This window comes from Emergencia sp. (assembly GCF_048465375.1).
Classification (GTDB): domain Bacteria; phylum Bacillota; class Clostridia; order Peptostreptococcales; family Anaerovoracaceae; genus Senimuribacter.
In genome coordinates, this window is sequence record NZ_DBFWLQ010000022.1 from 93,624 (window position 1) to 109,077 (window position 15,454).

Annotated in this window: 17 protein-coding genes; 2 read left to right on the forward strand and 15 right to left on the reverse strand. The window is 48.0% G+C overall.

The window, feature by feature from the left end:
* Positions 1 to 22 precede the first annotated feature (22 nt).
* The 5 genes from kdpB to ACMQ5W_RS14895 all read right to left on the reverse strand — a co-directional run bounded on the left by kdpB (position 23) and on the right by ACMQ5W_RS14895 (position 7,896).
* Positions 23 to 2,092 (reverse strand): potassium-transporting ATPase subunit KdpB, encoded by a 2,070-nt coding sequence (gene kdpB / locus ACMQ5W_RS14875; RefSeq protein ID WP_419025848.1) that lies wholly within the window; start codon positions 2,090 to 2,092, stop codon positions 23 to 25.
* 13 nt (positions 2,093 to 2,105) lie between these two features.
* Complete coding sequence (kdpA, locus tag ACMQ5W_RS14880; protein ID WP_419025849.1) at positions 2,106 to 3,926, reverse strand: potassium-transporting ATPase subunit KdpA; 1,821 nt, start codon at positions 3,924 to 3,926, stop codon at positions 2,106 to 2,108.
* Positions 3,927 to 4,110: 184 nt separating this feature from the next.
* Positions 4,111 to 4,245 carry a hypothetical protein gene (locus ACMQ5W_RS14885; RefSeq protein WP_419025850.1) on the reverse strand — a complete coding sequence of 45 codons (135 nt, stop codon included), beginning with the start codon at positions 4,243 to 4,245 and terminating at the stop codon, positions 4,111 to 4,113.
* Positions 4,246 to 4,546: 301 nt separating this feature from the next.
* A complete protein-coding gene (locus tag ACMQ5W_RS14890) occupies positions 4,547 to 5,926 on the reverse strand; it encodes a YfcC family protein (protein WP_419025851.1) in 1,380 nt (459 codons plus the stop codon).
* Between the two features lie 353 nt (positions 5,927 to 6,279).
* Positions 6,280 to 7,896: an amidohydrolase gene (locus ACMQ5W_RS14895; RefSeq protein WP_419025852.1), complete on the reverse strand. Its 1,617-nt coding sequence runs from the start codon at positions 7,894 to 7,896 to the stop codon at positions 6,280 to 6,282.
* Positions 7,897 to 8,115: 219 nt separating this feature from the next.
* Between ACMQ5W_RS14895 and ACMQ5W_RS14900 the strand changes: the two genes are divergently transcribed.
* Together ACMQ5W_RS14900 and ACMQ5W_RS14905 are read left to right on the forward strand one after the other, a co-directional pair.
* Positions 8,116 to 9,345 (forward strand): M20 metallopeptidase family protein, encoded by a 1,230-nt coding sequence (locus ACMQ5W_RS14900; RefSeq protein WP_419025853.1) that lies wholly within the window; start codon positions 8,116 to 8,118, stop codon positions 9,343 to 9,345.
* Between the two features lie 53 nt (positions 9,346 to 9,398).
* Positions 9,399 to 10,628 carry a M20 metallopeptidase family protein gene (locus tag ACMQ5W_RS14905; protein ID WP_419025854.1) on the forward strand — a complete coding sequence of 410 codons (1,230 nt, stop codon included), beginning with the start codon at positions 9,399 to 9,401 and terminating at the stop codon, positions 10,626 to 10,628.
* A gap of 71 nt (positions 10,629 to 10,699) precedes the next feature.
* On the opposite strand, the gene ACMQ5W_RS14910 is transcribed toward ACMQ5W_RS14905, so the two are convergent.
* The 10 genes from ACMQ5W_RS14910 to ACMQ5W_RS14955 form a co-directional block, all read right to left on the reverse strand.
* Positions 10,700 to 11,413 (reverse strand): N-acetylmuramoyl-L-alanine amidase family protein, encoded by a 714-nt coding sequence (locus ACMQ5W_RS14910; RefSeq protein WP_419025855.1) that lies wholly within the window; start codon positions 11,411 to 11,413, stop codon positions 10,700 to 10,702.
* Positions 11,407 to 11,652 (reverse strand): phage holin, encoded by a 246-nt coding sequence (locus tag ACMQ5W_RS14915; RefSeq protein WP_148490772.1) that lies wholly within the window; start codon positions 11,650 to 11,652, stop codon positions 11,407 to 11,409. The genes ACMQ5W_RS14910 and ACMQ5W_RS14915 overlap by 7 nt, the downstream gene beginning before the upstream one ends.
* Positions 11,653 to 11,674: 22 nt before the next feature.
* Complete coding sequence (locus ACMQ5W_RS14920; RefSeq protein WP_419025856.1) at positions 11,675 to 12,010, reverse strand: hypothetical protein; 336 nt, start codon at positions 12,008 to 12,010, stop codon at positions 11,675 to 11,677.
* A 26-nt stretch (positions 12,011 to 12,036) separates the two neighbouring features.
* Positions 12,037 to 13,374, reverse strand: coding sequence for a radical SAM peptide maturase, CXXX-repeat target family (locus ACMQ5W_RS14925; protein WP_419025857.1), 1,338 nt, complete (start codon positions 13,372 to 13,374; stop codon positions 12,037 to 12,039).
* Positions 13,375 to 13,377: 3 nt separating this feature from the next.
* Entirely contained in the window at positions 13,378 to 13,695 is a 318-nt protein-coding gene (locus ACMQ5W_RS14930; protein ID WP_419025858.1) for a hypothetical protein, read from the reverse strand.
* A complete protein-coding gene (locus ACMQ5W_RS14935) occupies positions 13,692 to 14,030 on the reverse strand; it encodes a hypothetical protein (RefSeq protein WP_419025859.1) in 339 nt (112 codons plus the stop codon). The genes ACMQ5W_RS14930 and ACMQ5W_RS14935 overlap by 4 nt, the downstream gene beginning before the upstream one ends.
* On the reverse strand, positions 13,996 to 14,355 hold the full coding sequence (locus ACMQ5W_RS14940; RefSeq protein WP_419025860.1) for a hypothetical protein: 360 nt from the start codon (positions 14,353 to 14,355) through the stop codon (positions 13,996 to 13,998). Before ACMQ5W_RS14940 ends, ACMQ5W_RS14935 begins: the two co-directional genes overlap by 35 nt.
* Positions 14,356 to 14,523: 168 nt before the next feature.
* A complete protein-coding gene (locus ACMQ5W_RS14945) occupies positions 14,524 to 15,003 on the reverse strand; it encodes a hypothetical protein (RefSeq protein WP_419025861.1) in 480 nt (159 codons plus the stop codon).
* A gap of 4 nt (positions 15,004 to 15,007) precedes the next feature.
* Positions 15,008 to 15,274 (reverse strand): hypothetical protein, encoded by a 267-nt coding sequence (locus tag ACMQ5W_RS14950; protein ID WP_419025862.1) that lies wholly within the window; start codon positions 15,272 to 15,274, stop codon positions 15,008 to 15,010.
* Positions 15,275 to 15,283: 9 nt separating this feature from the next.
* A complete protein-coding gene (locus ACMQ5W_RS14955; RefSeq protein WP_419025867.1) occupies positions 15,284 to 15,424 on the reverse strand; it encodes a head fiber protein in 141 nt (46 codons plus the stop codon).
* Between the last annotated feature and the right edge of the window lie 30 nt (positions 15,425 to 15,454).

The window sequence follows — 15,454 nt, forward strand, 5'->3', positions numbered from 1 at the left end:
CCATTCCTCCTAGTCGTATTCTTTATATTAACCCACACACTGCCAGCAGCATGTCAATGGCCTTGATACAGGCAAACGGAGCGACGATACCTCCAAGGCCGTAAATGAGAAGGTTCCGCGAGAGCAGTTTTCCAGCTGACACCTCCCGATATTTGACGCCTTTCAGTGCCAGGGGAATCAAGGCGATGATGATCAAGGCATTGTAGATGATTGCCGCCAGGACTGCGCTCAGCGGAGATTCCAAGTCCATGATGTTCAGCGCCGACAATCCAGGGTACAGACCCATGAACAAGGCCGGAATGATGGCAAAGTATTTTGCCACATCGTTGGCGATGGAAAAGGTGGTCAGACTGCCTCTCGTCATCAAAAGCTGTTTGCCGATCCGAACAATATCAATGAGCTTTGTGGGCGAGGAGTCCAGGTCGACCATGTTGCCGGCCTCCTTTGCCGCCTGGGTTCCGGTATTCATGGCTACTGCTACATCCGCCTGCGCTAAGGCAGGCGCATCGTTGGTACCGTCGCCGGTCATTGCCACCAGATGGCCTTTGCCCTGATAATCGCGAATCATGTTCAGTTTGCTCTCTGGCGTTGCCTCTGCAAGGAAGTCATCGACCCCGGCTTCTGCTGCGATGGCAGCCGCAGTCAAAGGGTTATCTCCTGTAATCATGATGGTCTTGATGCCCATCTTGCGCAGGTCTGCAAATTTATCTTTTACACCTTTTTTGATGATATCCTTCAGATGGATGACACCGAGAATCTTATGATTCTTCGCGACGACGAGAGGCGTTCCGCCCTGTTCCGCAATCCTCGTGACCACATCCTCACATTCACTGCTGTAGGTACCACCCTCCGAGATAACATAATTGCGTATGGCGTCAGCCGCACCCTTGCGGATTTCGTTGCCGTCATAATCCACACCGCTCATCCGGGTCTTGGCTGTGAACGGAATAAAGGCGAACTGCTTGTCACTGAGATTTCTCTCTCTGATACCGAATCTCTCCTTTGCCAGAACCACGATGCTCCTGCCCTCTGGCGTTTCATCCGGCAGGGACGAGAGCTGCGCCGCGTCCGCCAGTTCTTCTTCCGGCGTACCGTCTACGGGAATAAAGCTGTCCGCCTGCCTGTTGCCCAGGGTAATGGTACCCGTCTTATCCAGCATCAAAATGTCCACATCACCAGCCGCCTCTATGGCACGGCCGCTCATAGCCAGGACGTTGGCACGGTTCAGCCTGCTCATGCCGGCAATGCCGATGGCTGAGAGCAGGGCGCCAATGGTAGTCGGCGCCAGGCAGACCAGCAAAGCCACCAAGGTTGTTACAGAAGTCGGATTGTCGATTCCCGCCTGCTTTGCTGAGAAAAGGGAGTAGGTGTACAGTGACAGCGTAACCAGAATAAATATGATAGACAAAGCGACTAAGAAAATCTGCAGAGCCAATTCATTAGGCGTCTTCTTTCTGGACGCACCTTCAACCATGGCGATCATCTTATCCATAAAACTCTGTCCCGGTTCACTGGTCACACTGACGATGATCCAATCGGACAGTACGTTGGTGCCGCCTGTCACCGCGCTTCTGTCGCCGCCGCTTTCGCGAATCACAGGAGCGGACTCTCCCGTGATGGCGCTTTCGTCCACAGAAGACGCACCGAAAACCACATCACCGTCAGCAGGAATCTGTTCTCCTGCTTGCACGATGACCAGATCTCCCTTTTTCAGTGAGGCTGCAGGAACTACGGTAATTTTCTCTCTTTCCTCGATAGAGGAAATTTTGTTGGCATCTACATCTCTTCGCGATGCACGAAGTGCATCGGCCTGTGCCTTTCCCCGACCTTCTGCAATGGCTTCTGCAAAGTTCGCAAAGAGGCAGGTGAACCACAGGATGATGGCGATAGCCAGAGTATACCCGGCCGGCGCATCCTTCGCACCCGCCAGAGCTGCAATCCAAAGAATCGTCGTCAGTATCGCTGAAACGTATACCAGCAGCATGACAGGATTTTTAGCCTGTATCTTCGGACTCAGTTTGATAAAGGAATCTTTAACAGCTCGCTGCAGAATTTTCTGATCTGCCATGGAGCTTTTTACTTTCTCAGTCATCTATGCATACCTCCTAGTATAATACATTGCTGACAAATTCAGCGATTGGCCCCAATGCAAGAGCTGGGAAGAAACTCAACGCACCCACCAGAAGAACGATCATGATCAGCAGGAACACGAACATTCCGTTGGTCGTGGACAGCGTGCCTGCTGTCACTGCAATCCGTTTCTTCTGTCCCAAGCTGCCTGCGATGGCGAGGGTTCCGATAATCGGCAAAAATCTTACAAACAGCATAACCAGACCAAGTGTTACGTTGAGGAATACGGTATTGGCGTTAAAGCCAGCAAAGGCTGAACCGTTGTTTCCTCCTGCCGAAGCGTAAGCGTAGAGCACTTCCGATAGGCCGTGAGCACCGCCGTTATTGAGGCTGGCAGCCACTTCCGGCACCGCCGCCGCCAGACCACTGCCAATGAGAATGGCAATCGGTGTTGCCAGGCAGACCAACACAGCCCACTTCATCTCGTATGGTTCAATCTTTTTACCGAGAAATTCCGGCGTACGGCCCACCATCAGCCCCGCGATGAACACCGTCAAGATGGCAAAAGCCAGCATGCCGTATAGGCCGCAGCCTGTACCTCCGAAGATGACCTCACCTAGCATCATTAATAGCATCGGTATCATGCCTCCCATCGGCGTGTAGCTGTCATGCATGGAGTTGACCGATCCGTTGGATGCAGCTGTTGTGAAGGTTGCCCAGGTCGCAGAAGTGGCGATACCAAATCTGCTTTCTTTGCCTTCCATATTGCCGCCGGCCTGATCCACCATGCTGATGTTGACCGCCCCGTCCTGTGCTAACTGTGGTGTTGCAATTTGCTCGTTATAGCCTACCACTGCCAGGCTGACCGCCAGACATAAGAACATCGCCATAAAGATTGCCACGCCCTGCTTTTTGTTCTTCACATTCCGCCCAAAAGTAAAGCACAGAGCCACTGGAATCAGCAGCAAAGATATCATTTCCAGCAGATTTGTAAAGGCATTGGGGTTTTCCAAGGGATGCGCCGAGTTGACGCCCATATAGCCGCCGCCATTTGTGCCAGTCTGCTTGATAGCCACTTGGCTGGCAGCAGGGCCCATCGGTACAAAGCCTTTCTCAACTATCTCCGCATCTTTCACTACCTTATCATCGACAGTAACGACGTTTTTCTCCAAGTCGATATCTGCACCTTCGATGATTTCGCCCTCTTGGGTAACTGCAATGGGCTCTACCAGCTTGACTTCCTCCGCCGGTTTCAGGTTCTGAATGAGACCGCCGCCTACCAGAGCCAGGGCGATGACCAAATTCAGCGGAATCAGTACGTGGATTACAGTTCTGGTCAGATCCACCCAGAAATTGCCGACACCTTTTTCCTTGATCTTGGTAAAGCCGCGGATCATAGCGAATAGCACCGCGATACCCGTAGCGGCGGATACAAAGTTCTGTACTGTCAGTCCCAAAGCCTGTGACAGGTAACTGAGAGTGGATTCCCCGCTGTAGGCCTGCCAGTTGGTATTTGTCACAAAGCTGATGGCCGTATTGAGAGACAAATCCCACTTCACGTTGTCAAGACCCTGGGGATTTCCTGGCAAGAAAGCCTGCAGCATCTGTAGTAAAAATACGAAGAGAATTCCGATTCCAGAGAAGACCAAAACGCTGACCGCGTATTTCTTCCAGGACATGTCCTCTTGCTTGTCGACTCTCATGACTTTGTATACCGCATTTTCACATGGCATCAAAATTGGTGAAAGGAGGGTCTTCTCCCCATTCATCACCTTGCCGATGTAAGTGCCCAGGGGAATGCCCAAAGCCACCAGTATCAGAACATATAGTATGTATTGTATCACCGTAGCACTCATTGTTTATCACCTCGCATCAAAATTACGAAATAGTAGATAAGCATAACGACAGCCGCTGCGCCTATCACAGAAATAAGTATGTTCATAAGTTCTTCCTCCCTTAATTTTCATATTACGAGTCTAACACGCTGCGTTTTAAGACGGCATTAAAGGACTTCCCAACTGCATTAAGATTGTATAAAGATTAAATCCAGCCCATGATGACTGAAATAGGGTATAAAACCACCAGGGCTGACAAGAATACTCCGGCGAGAATCACTGCCGGCAGCCCGACGGCTATGAATATACGGAAAACAAATCTGTGAACTGATATTGACATCTTTATCCCTCCCTTCAGTCTCTATCATGAACCATCCGTCATTAAATTGGTAAAAAGGGGTAGGCGAAAAGTATTAAGAATTCATAAACCAAAGACTGTCTCTGAAGCGGCAATTCTGCGCTAAGGGTTTCAGAAGGATGTATTAGTTTTCTGGGAGAACACGTTTTGCTGATTTTGAAAACCATGCCGCCTGGTGCTTTTCCTAGTGATGAGATTTAAAAAACCAACAAAAAAGAGGCTGTGCACATCAGTATAAACCGATGCGCACAGCCTTTTTTTCTTTGATATATTAAACTTGTTTTTAGAAAGGTCCGTAGTCGATGGCGTTTGCGATGACGATGAGTACAAATCCGGAAACGATCATGGTCAAGAATGTCTTCCATGAAGCTTTCAGCCAGTCGCCGTAGTTTGTGCCAGTCAGTGCGCAGCATACCATGCCGCCGCCCGGCCATAACATGTTCGTAAGACCGTCACCAAGCTGGTAAGTGAGTACCATTACCTGCTGGTTGATTCCGAGCATCTTGCCCAGAGGGCTCATGATCGGCATCATCATGACAGCCTTGCCGGAACCGGATACGACCAAGAAGTTAAATGCAGTAACGAAGAGGAAGATCAGCAGCAATGTGACAACTGCGCTCTTGCCCTGGAGGCCGTTACCCATGTAGTATACGATGGTATCCATGATCTTGCCCTGATTGAGCAGTACCATGACGGAACGAGCCAGTGCGATAGCAAATGCAGCGCCCAGTACCTGAGATGCGCCCTGTGTGAACAGCTGGCAGAACTGATTGACATTGATTCTGAAGATCACGGCCAGGATAATTGCCATTACAACGTAAAGTGCTGCGAACTGTCCCAGACCAAATTCTAACTTCAGACATCCATAAGCGGTGAAGAGCACGACTGCTACAAAGATGATCAGTGCAAGTTTTCTCTTTCCATCAAATGGAACCTGCTCTTTTTCGTCATCTTTTGATTCAGCCTGTTCAGCTAACTGCGCCTTATATTCATCTGCAACATAGCTCTTGTCTGGATTCTTTCTGATTTTGCTGCCATAGAGCAGTGCACTAACCAGACCGATGATGAACATGACGGCAAATACGACAGCACGGTAACCGATACCAGAGAATAGAGGCAGACCAACCAGCTGCTGTGAGATACCTGTTGTAAACAGGTTTACCATACCGCAGGCAAAGCCTGCTGTGGCTGCGAAACAGATGGTCATCATACCCATGATGCGGTCATATCCCAGAGAGATAACGATTCCAGTAACGATTGGGAAGAAAGGATAGCATCCTTCGCCTGCTCCCATGATGTTCATTCCTGCGAAGTAGATGTAGAAAATCAGGATTGCGATAACGTTTTTTCCGTTAGTCACTTCTGTCAGTTTGCGGATACCAGATTCCAGTGCTCCGCTGTAGTTGAGGATTGCCAGTGATCCTGAGCAGATCAGCAGGGAACCCATGATGGTGCCAGCTTCTACGAAGCCAGTGTAGATGGACGAGAAGAAGTCCATGAAACCGATTGGATCTTCGTTCTTAATAAACTGGAAGTTGTCTGTGTTAACGAGTGTCTGCCCTGATTCAGTCAGAGTCCTTTCAAATTCGCCATTCGGAACTATGTAAGATAATAGCGTTACAAGTAACATGATAATAAATAGAATGGCATAAACGTGTGGCATTTGGAAACCTTTTTTCTTGTTTAATGTTTCTCCCATGTTTTCAGTGCTGCAGCGTGCTGCTACAGTTCTCCTTTTACAAATTTAGATTTTTCCAGGCAATCTATAAACCTTTTTGATCATCTCTAAATTTTTTCCTACCCCGTGAATGTTGAGCACATTTCATTATTTCTTTTATGAGCTTTCGTGCCTATATAATGCAAATGTAGTGCCAACTTTCGAAATTGTCTAAAAATGCACCTTTCTCATCATATGCTCAGAACTTGAAAAACTGCCTGTAAATTTTTATTAACGTATTTTGTAAAAAAAAATACACGGTGTAAATTTTTATTTACACCGTGTTTTGTTGTCAATTTTTATTGACGCTTGTACGCAATTTTACCTTCTACCATAGTCAGATCTACAGCCGCCGTATGGATTTCGTCGGCCGGAATCTCAAAGATATCTTTATCGACGACAACCAGATCTGCGTATTTTCCAACAGTGATACTTCCCCTGACATTTTCAGCAAAGGACGCATAAGCGCCTTCGTAGGTAAACAGTTTCACTGCTTCTTCCAACGTCACCGCATTTTCCGGGTACCAGGACTTCTGCAGTTCTCTGTTAGTTCGCGTTACAGCGTATTCAATGTTTGGCAGGATATCGAACTTTTCAACCGGGCAGTCCGAGCCGCCGCTCTGATGTACGCCCAAATCTTCAAATCGGCGCCAGTTATAGCTGGTCTTTGCCAACTCGCTTCCCACACAGTCATCGACGATGTTCATATCATAGCGGACAAAGACCGGCTGGACGTAAGCGAGAAGATTTTGTTTTCTGAACTGATCCTGCTGCTCTTCGTCCATGATCTGGCAGTGAACGACACCATGGCGGCAATCCGTGCGCGGATTTTCCATCTGCACTTTTTCGTAAGCGTCCAAAATCTGCTGCAGCGATCCGTCCCCGATACAGTGGGTGGCAATCTGCATGCCATGGTCGTGAGCCAGTTTACACATTTCATACAACTGCTCGTCTGTGTAGTTGGCCTTTCCCTTTGTCTGCGGATCGTTAGCATAAGGCTTTCTCATATAAGCCGTATGCGCGCCCAGAGAGCCATCGGTCACGATCTTCAAAGGTCCGACTCTATAAAATCCGTAGGATTCTCCTGTTCTGTGGCCCTTGTCTATAAATTGCTGCAGCAGTTCTTTGCCCCAGAGCATGCACTGCTGGTAAATTCTGATCGGCAGCTGACCCGCTTCTGAAAGTTCCCGATAGGCCTCCATGACTCTTTCTCCGGCTTCTCCAGGAATCAGGAGAAAATCGTCGGAGTGCAGTTCTGTAATCCCCTGTGCGGCCGCCTGATTACAGCCAAAGAGAATCAGCTTTTTGATTTCCTCTTTGTTCGGCAGCGGAAGCGCATCCGTTACCGCATTCTGACTGTCTTCTTTCAAGATGCCATTTGGACTGCCGTCTTCATAAAATCCCATATTGACCTGAGTAGAGTCTTCTTTTTCGTCCATCAGTGCCATTGCCTCCATGGCTTTTGTATTGCAGACCGTAATATGGTGGCAGGTTCTGCGAATGGTCAGCGGTACTTCTTCCGTAATCTGATCCAGATCTTTTCTGGTAGGAATGGTCTTCACATCCCAGTCGTCCTGATTAAATCCCGTACCCTGTACCCACTTTTCATTTTCTTTTGCCCAGGAAACCTTTTCTGCACAAAGCCGCTTCACATCGTCGTAACTTCTGCAGTCCGTCAGATCGATCAGGCTGGCTTCCTGCGCATAGAACAACATGTGCAGATGGGTATCTACAAATCCCGGCAGCATCAAACGTCCCGCCAGATCTATTTTTTCCGTTTCAGCCTCTGCCATCTTCAGTATTTCTTCGTCCTCTCCCAGTGCCACAATGACGCCATTTTTCACCGCTAGCGCACTGCAAAGCGGGTACGCTTTGTCCTCTGTATAAATCTTTCCGTTATAGAAAATTGTGTTCATTATGTTCTCCTCCTCTTCATCAAACTGCGTTAACAGGTATTCTAATCGCTCTTCGGCAAAATGTAAAGAAAAATTCTGAAAATATTTTTTGTGTCTTGCAGACCGAAAAAAAGTGTGCTATAATGCAGAAAAATATCTATGAGCTTCCTAACCCCGATCAATATTGAGCACATTGATGAGCCAATTCATGTAATATGAATGGTTTTAAGGAGGAGAAAGATGAAAAGTATATTGGAAGCTTCACAAGCTATAAAAGATCAGATTATAGAAGACCGCCATAATCTTCACAGAAGACCAGAATTCGGTTTTGATCTGCCGGAAACTGCCGCTTATGTTCAGAAGAGATTAGCCGAGATGGGTATCGAGTCCCAGCCTTGCGGCGGACCGATTGATCCAGATCTGAGAAAGAAATTTACTTTTGCAGGGTTTCCTGACATGGAAAATTCTACAGGTGTAGTTGCTACCATCGGTAAAGGAGAACCTTGTATTTTGTTGCGTGCAGATATGGATGCTCTGCCTATGCAGGAAGCGGAAGGTCTCGTTGACTTTGCCTCCGAAAAACCGGGCGTGGCTCATATGTGCGGCCACGATACACATACCGCTATGCTTCTGGGCGCTGCACAGCTCCTCAAAGATAGAGAGGATGAGCTCTGCGGTACAGTCAAGCTGATGTTCCAGACCGGCGAAGAGTGCGGCTGCGGTTCCAAATTCATGGTCGACCACGGTGTTTTGGAAAACCCAAAAGTAGACGCAGCTTTTGCAATTCACATCATGTCCAACGAAGAAAAAGGCGTGGTCGGATATACTCCTGGCATCACATCTGCCGCCATGGATACCTTCATGATCAAAATCAAAGGGAAAGGCGGGCACAGTTCTATGCCGCAGGACTGCATCGACCCTCTGATGATTATCAATCAGCTCTACACCACACTGAATCTGCTCAGCTGCAGAGAAATCGACCCGAGAGAGACTGTAGCACTGACAGCCGGAAAATGCGGCGGCGGTACTGCTGCTAATGTCATCCCTGATACTGCTGATATGCAGGTCGCTGCCAGAACGTTCAACAGGGAAGTTACAAACCACCTGGTGCAGAGAATTCCTGAAATCGTAGATCACACCGTAAAGATGTGGAGAGGGGATTACGAAATGCTGCCATTCCATACTCCATCTACATATACCGATGCCGATCTCTGCGACGAATTAAAACCATTTATCTCTGAGGTCATGGGAGAAGACAAGGTAAAGGTTATGCCGTGCATGGCTGGAACTGAGGACTTTGGATACGTGACTGAAAAAGTGCCTGGTATGTTCGCATGGTTAGGTGTCGGCAGCAAAGAGTCCGCTCCGATGCACAATCCAAATATGTTTGTCGACGAAGAAATGCTGCCATATGGATCAGCAATTCACGCAAACGTCGCCATCGAATGGCTGAAGAAAAATCAGAAATAAATCATATCAGCCCGGGCTAAGGTCCGGGCTTTTAACATATCCAGGAGGGGAATATGAACGAAATACTTAGCGCTTCAAGAGCAATAGAAGAACAAATAAAAGAGGACCGGCATAACTTGCACAGAAAGCCGGAGGTCGGCTTTGACCTAAAGGAAACCGCCGCTTACGTGGCAAAGAGGCTGAAAGAAATGGGTATCGAAGCCAAAGCCTGCGGCGGCCCCATCGATGAGAAGTTCCGTGCTGATTTTGTGAAAGCCGGCTTTCCCGATATGGCCGAATCTACCGGCCTGGTGGCTACCATCGGCAAAGGGGCACCCTGCATCCTGCTTCGTGCCGATATGGACGCTCTGCCGATGCCCGAGGCCGAAGGTTTGGTAGATTTTGCATCGGAGCATCCGGGGATTGCCCACACCTGCGGTCATGACGCTCATACTGCGATGCTGCTGGGAGCCGCCAAATTGCTCAAAGAAAGGGAAGGGGAACTCAAGGGCACCGTAAAGCTGATGTTCCAGACAGGAGAAGAATGCGGCTGTGGTTCCAGATTTATGGTGGAAAAAGGTCTTCTGGAAAACCCAAAGGTGGACGCCGCCTTTGCAATTCATATCAATACGCAGCTGGAAGTCGGCACGGTTCGCTATACCGCTGGTATCACCTCATCGGCAATGGACACCTATATAATCAAAATCAAGGGCAAAGGCGGACACAGCTCCATGCCGCAGGACTGCATCGATCCTCTGATGATCTCCAGCCAGCTCTATACTGCCTTGAATCTGCTGATCTGCCGTGAGGTGGACCCAAGAGAAACAGCGCCTCTCACCGTCGGCAAGTGCGGCGGCGGTACGGCGGCCAACGTCATTCCTGATACCGCAGATCTGGCTGTTTCGTTCAGAACCTTTAATCGGGACGTTCGAAATCACCTGGTAAAGAGAGTGCCCGAAATGATCGACCATACGATTAAAATGTGGAGAGGCGATTATGAAATGATAGATTTCCATACTCCATCCACTTTTACTGATGAAGCCCTCTGTGGGGAACTTGCCCCATTCGTAGCAGAAATCGTCGGATCGGATAAACTTGCCGAAGCTCCTTGCCAGCCGACGACGGAAGACTTCGGCTACGTCACCGAAAAAGTTCCCGGCATGTTCGTCCTTCTTGGCGTAGGCAAAGAAGGAGCCGCACCGATGCACAATCCGAACATGTACATCGACGAAAGCGCCCTGGCTTACGGCAGCGCAATCCATGCAAACGTAGCAATGGAGTGGCTGAAAAAGAATCAGAAATAGAATTAATGTCAACACAAAAACTGGCGAGCCTGTGGTTTCAACCACCGACTCGCCATATTTGTTTATGATTTCTATAATTTCTCCGCATACTTCTCTGTAATCGTAATCCAGCCCCCGTCAGCCAGCTGTCCGCGGCTCTTCTTCTTATTGGTCTTGACAATCTCATAGGATTTCCCCTTTGTAAGAAGTCCGATGCGCTTTGATGTCAGCAGAGAAGACTTCCTCACAATCAAGTTTCCTTTTGCCTTGATCTTCTGATGCTGCCCCGTCAGCTTTGCGTGGAGCACCTTCCACTTTGATGCTTCGATGTACGGATATGGACAAAGTTTGCCGTTGACGTCAAAGTGTCTGATGACATGATTATCGTCAATGCCCAGTCGCTTCTGAATCGCCTGTACTAAATCAGCCGTGTTTTTAATGGTCTTTTCTGTGATATACAGCTTTCCTTTGGCGTTTTTCTTGCAGCACATTTCAATGCTGATGCTGTTTTGATTGGTGCACTTGCCAAAGAGGATGCCGCCATATTTTGCATAGGGGCTGCCCTGGTCGAGAAGACCGTGGCTGCCCACCGCCCAGGCGATATCTCTTTCTCTCACTGATTTGACGATGTGGGTGTCGTTGACAAAGTAATGGGCGGAGGCACCTCTGTCCCCGCCCTGAAAATAGGTGCCGTTGTTGACAGCTGTAGACGCTGCGCCGACCCAGTGAATCACGATATATTTGATCTTACGGCCGGACGTTTTGTCGTGGTTGTACTTCGTCAGCATCTCGGTGACCTTTAGCATGAGCCGTCACCGTCCTCCCTATTTTTCACATCTTTCAGTCCGCTGCTGGAAGGGTCCACAAAGACCCCAAGCACCGCGATTGCCACGGAACCCAGCAGGTAAGGGTTCTTGATCAGCTCAGTCAGTGCGTCTGCTACTGCCTGCCAGGTGGTAAAAGTCTCTGCATTGACTCCCATTGCCGTCAAAACGACGCCGATGATGCCAATCCAAAAGTATGGATTTTTAATTCTGTTTCTCATATATATAACCCCTTTCCGTTCATTAACACGAGCGCTGATAGCTCTCGTACCACTTCGTTCTCTTTTCTACAATCGGTAAATCTTTGCACTTCTCGTATAGCTCGGTGCCAGTTCCGTTTCCACCCAAGGCGTGATACCCTTCGTAAAGATACTCAAGATTCTTGAGTTCATCTATGGTGATCTCGCCGGTCAAAATGAAAAAGGTGCAGGCCTGATAAAGGCGGTCATGGTTGATTGCCATGACCGCCTGTGATAGCCCTCGGAACTGCTTGAACAAGTGCGTGGTGGCACCTACCGCACTGGTCATGACGAGGGTGCACATAATACCGATGATATTTTCACTGATTGATTCTAGCATTGCAGACCCCCTTTTTGTAAATACGATTATGCTCTGGACAATCGTTCCAGCATTGCATATTCTTTTTCACCGATGATTGGCAACGCCCATTCTTTTGGACAGTGCATTTGGAATCGTTTATCCTCACCCTGTTTCTGGTAGTATTTGTTCCAGAAGTACACGTTGGCAAGAGATGCTGCTTTATGGGTCACACAGATATGGGTAAGCCTTTTATTGGGCGTACCTGTTTCCTGATAGTTCAAAGCCGTGCACCAGCCACAGCCTTTGGCAATCGGACAGTAAAAACACTCGTCAGTGGACTGCGATTTTCTATCGACACACTGCAAACAATCGATGCAGGATTTATGCTTTTTATCAATACCGATACCTTCCTCCACAGTACCGATTACCATAGGTTCTACATCGTCTCCCACGGACGTCTCCAAATAGCGAAGACACGGATACAGTCTGCCGTCAGTACCGCATGCCAGCATCATACCGTTGCCGCCGCAGTAGTTTTGTATATCATTCTCTTCCATCGGTCCATAGTTGTCCTCATTCAAAAGGGCAAAATAAATATCGTCGGGATTCACTTCATTATCATCAGATAACAGATAATCTGCAATTCGCTTCAGTTCCTTGTAGAGAATCTTCGCATGTTCTATGTTCCATCCCTCTTCGTAGACACAGTTGATGTTGATGTCCTGATATCCCATGTCCATCATGTGTTTTGACGCTGTAAAAGTATGCATTACGTTTTCTGGACACAGAGTAATCTTGCTTCCCATATAGTTACCTCTGTCCATCCAGTCTTTACAGGCTGCATAGGCGATATCATAGGAGGGCGAACCATCAGGGAACACCCTGCACGAGTCGTGAAGTTCCTTGTTACCGTCTAGTGTAACCGAGAAGGAGAGTCGTCCTGCATTTTTCTGCAGAAATTCCTGTACCTTTGGTTCTTTGTAGGCAACGCCGTTGGAGCAGATGCTGATCATAAAATGATCAGCCCATGTATGTCCCATCAACAATGCCTGTTCACGGAAATAATCCACGATTTTGTCTATCAGTTCGATTTCAAGCAGCGGCTCGCCGCCGATGAACTCCAGTATGATTCCGGGACTCTCCTCTTTGTCGATATAACCGTCCATACCCTTGCTGCCAGCAAGCAGCATATCGATAAATGCCTTTGCCGTGTCAAAAGACATGACGGCATTGTTCTTATGCTGCTGATAGCAATAGGTACAGGCCAGAGAGCAGCGGTTGGTGACGACAAAGGTTACTGTCTTGGCAGTGCCTCCGCCCTGTCCTGGAGTTCCCTTTTTCGCACATTCGGGATATAACCTGCCTAAAAAATCATTAAATTCTTCAATTCTGCCTCTTTTCATTGGTTACACCTCGCAATCGCATAACTGATTGATGATTAAAATCTTTCGCCTAAAATCTATGTTCCACTCTATACGGTGCTGCTTATATTTTTCTGGAACGAACTTCTCATATATTTCCTGCATTCCTCGGTTCAGATTTGTTTTAGCCTGAATCTGATTTTGTTGGTACTTCCTGAAAAGACTGCTCTGCATGAATTCTTCGTCATAGCTGAAGTGCTGAACCATATACGAAACGTTATCCCTTAACGTTTCGTATTCATAGTTGAGCCGTTCGATATAAGTTATTACATCGTGGCTTAATTCAATGGTGTACTGCTTCACTCCTCTGCACCATACCCTTCTGGAATCGCTTTGTATTCATCCTTTGAGAGAACGATGACAATCTGGTCACCAAAATCATCAATATTCTGAGAAATTCTTGCAAAACGGACAAAATTGTCCGATATGTTCCCAATCTCACGAACAAATGTGACTTCTGATACATTTTCTGGTGTCAAAATCTCCTTTAGCTGATCCATTGTGATACCTCCATTTTCACTTACGTTCATGATTATGGAAGTCTGATTAAGTTTGCTGTTAAAATAAGCGGAATGATCCAATGTTTTCTTTACGCTTGTTACTTTAAATTCCGTTCCGTCCTTTAATTTGATTTTCATATCTATACCTCTCTTTGATTAATAATAACTGATACCGTCGACTGCCCTGTGCAAGTCTTAAAACATGTACTCTCACACGATGACAAACAAGATGCCGCACAGCCGTTGCTGCATCCTGCATTGCATGAGCCAGTGCATCCTCCAGTACATATGTTTGCACATGAACTGCAGGCCTGACAGCCTGTACAACTCCCAGTACATCCACTGCAACTGCTGCAGCCACTACAAGTGCCCGTGCATGTACCAGTGCAACTGCTGCATGTGCCAGAGCATCCACTACAACTGCTGCAACTAGTGCAGCCAGTACAGCTACTGCATGTGCCAATACACGTATTGCTGCAGCCTATTCCGCACCCGCTGCATCCCGTACACGCAGTACAAGTACCACTACAACCTTTACAGCTACTGCAGCCGGATGAGCACGTAGCACTACATGCGCTGCTGCATAGGCTGGTACATGGATTACAAATCGCCATAAAACTCCTCCTTTCTTTTACGCATACATCGAGCTATTGGCACAGCCTGTACCGCATGTCGCCGTACAGCCGCTGCAATCCCCCGTACATGCGTCACTACATCCGTTGCATCCTCCGATGCAGCTTCCAAAACATAAACCGGTACACGCTCCTCTGCAGGAACTGCTATCACCCTGCATGGATTCATTTGATAATGTATTGAGAAATGTCTCCAAGTCCAAATACTTCTCGTGCGTTGGCAGCAGCCCATTGGCTACTACATAGTCAACACTGTCGATATCCTTAATCTCATATAGAAAGTTAATCGTCTTATCACCGTGTTCCTTTTTGATCAAAGCGCCTTTCTGCACCGGATTGGTAAAATTCATATCAGCCGTAATCGGCCGAAGCGAACCGAAATCTATGGAATTAGATTGGTCCATGTCGTTCAGACAGCGCTTTTTTACCTCCGTGTTTACCTTTTCCTTAAATTCTTTAAATTGATCTGCCGTCAACACGCTATCACCCCCAAGTCGCTGCAACGTTGACCCAGGTGGTTCCATCGTGATATTTTGCAACGCCGCCGCTAGCTGTATCAATCCACAGCACATTGTTGTACGGAGGGTTCGTTGCGCTGACGATGACGCCGCCTTGGCCAACAGGGATATTTTCTGTCCCCGTTCCTATGTAGACTGACTTTTCATCGATGGCAAAACCTAGTTCACCTTCGGCCAGAGTCGGCATATCCTTTTTCAGACCTCGCTTAATTTGTAATTTTCTAGCCATCATCTTCCCTCCTTAAAAGGTCCCGCCGTCGATGTCTCCTACTGAAACGACACCTGCTTCGCTAACCAGGCCGCTGCCAACTTTCACGCCGCCAAGGGTAGACGTCGTCGCAGCTGGCAGAGTATAGACCGTATCCTGCGCCGGGATGCCCAATGCGGTGATATCCGCTTTGGCTACGGCTGC

Bases quoted from the DNA above. Each gene is read 5' to 3' on its own strand.
- ACMQ5W_RS14890 (WP_419025851.1), bottom strand. From the start codon at position 5,926: ATGCCACACGTTTATGCCATTCTATTTATTATCATGTTACTTGTAACG.
- kdpB (WP_419025848.1), bottom strand. From the start codon at position 2,092: ATGACTGAGAAAGTAAAAAGCTCCATGGCAGATCAGAAAATTCTGCAG.
- ACMQ5W_RS14900 (WP_419025853.1), top strand. From the start codon at position 8,116: ATGAAAAGTATATTGGAAGCTTCACAAGCTATAAAAGATCAGATTATA.
- ACMQ5W_RS14915 (WP_148490772.1), bottom strand. From the start codon at position 11,652: ATGAGAAACAGAATTAAAAATCCATACTTTTGGATTGGCATCATCGGC.
- kdpA (WP_419025849.1), bottom strand. From the start codon at position 3,926: ATGAGTGCTACGGTGATACAATACATACTATATGTTCTGATACTGGTG.
- ACMQ5W_RS14905 (WP_419025854.1), top strand. From the start codon at position 9,399: ATGAACGAAATACTTAGCGCTTCAAGAGCAATAGAAGAACAAATAAAA.
- ACMQ5W_RS14925 (WP_419025857.1), bottom strand. From the start codon at position 13,374: ATGAAAAGAGGCAGAATTGAAGAATTTAATGATTTTTTAGGCAGGTTA.
- ACMQ5W_RS14895 (WP_419025852.1), bottom strand. From the start codon at position 7,896: ATGAACACAATTTTCTATAACGGAAAGATTTATACAGAGGACAAAGCG.
- ACMQ5W_RS14910 (WP_419025855.1), bottom strand. From the start codon at position 11,413: ATGCTAAAGGTCACCGAGATGCTGACGAAGTACAACCACGACAAAACG.
- ACMQ5W_RS14885 (WP_419025850.1), bottom strand. From the start codon at position 4,245: ATGTCAATATCAGTTCACAGATTTGTTTTCCGTATATTCATAGCCGTC.
- ACMQ5W_RS14920 (WP_419025856.1), bottom strand. From the start codon at position 12,010: ATGCTAGAATCAATCAGTGAAAATATCATCGGTATTATGTGCACCCTC.
- ACMQ5W_RS14935 (WP_419025859.1), bottom strand. From the start codon at position 14,030: ATGAAAATCAAATTAAAGGACGGAACGGAATTTAAAGTAACAAGCGTA.
- ACMQ5W_RS14950 (WP_419025862.1), bottom strand. From the start codon at position 15,274: ATGATGGCTAGAAAATTACAAATTAAGCGAGGTCTGAAAAAGGATATG.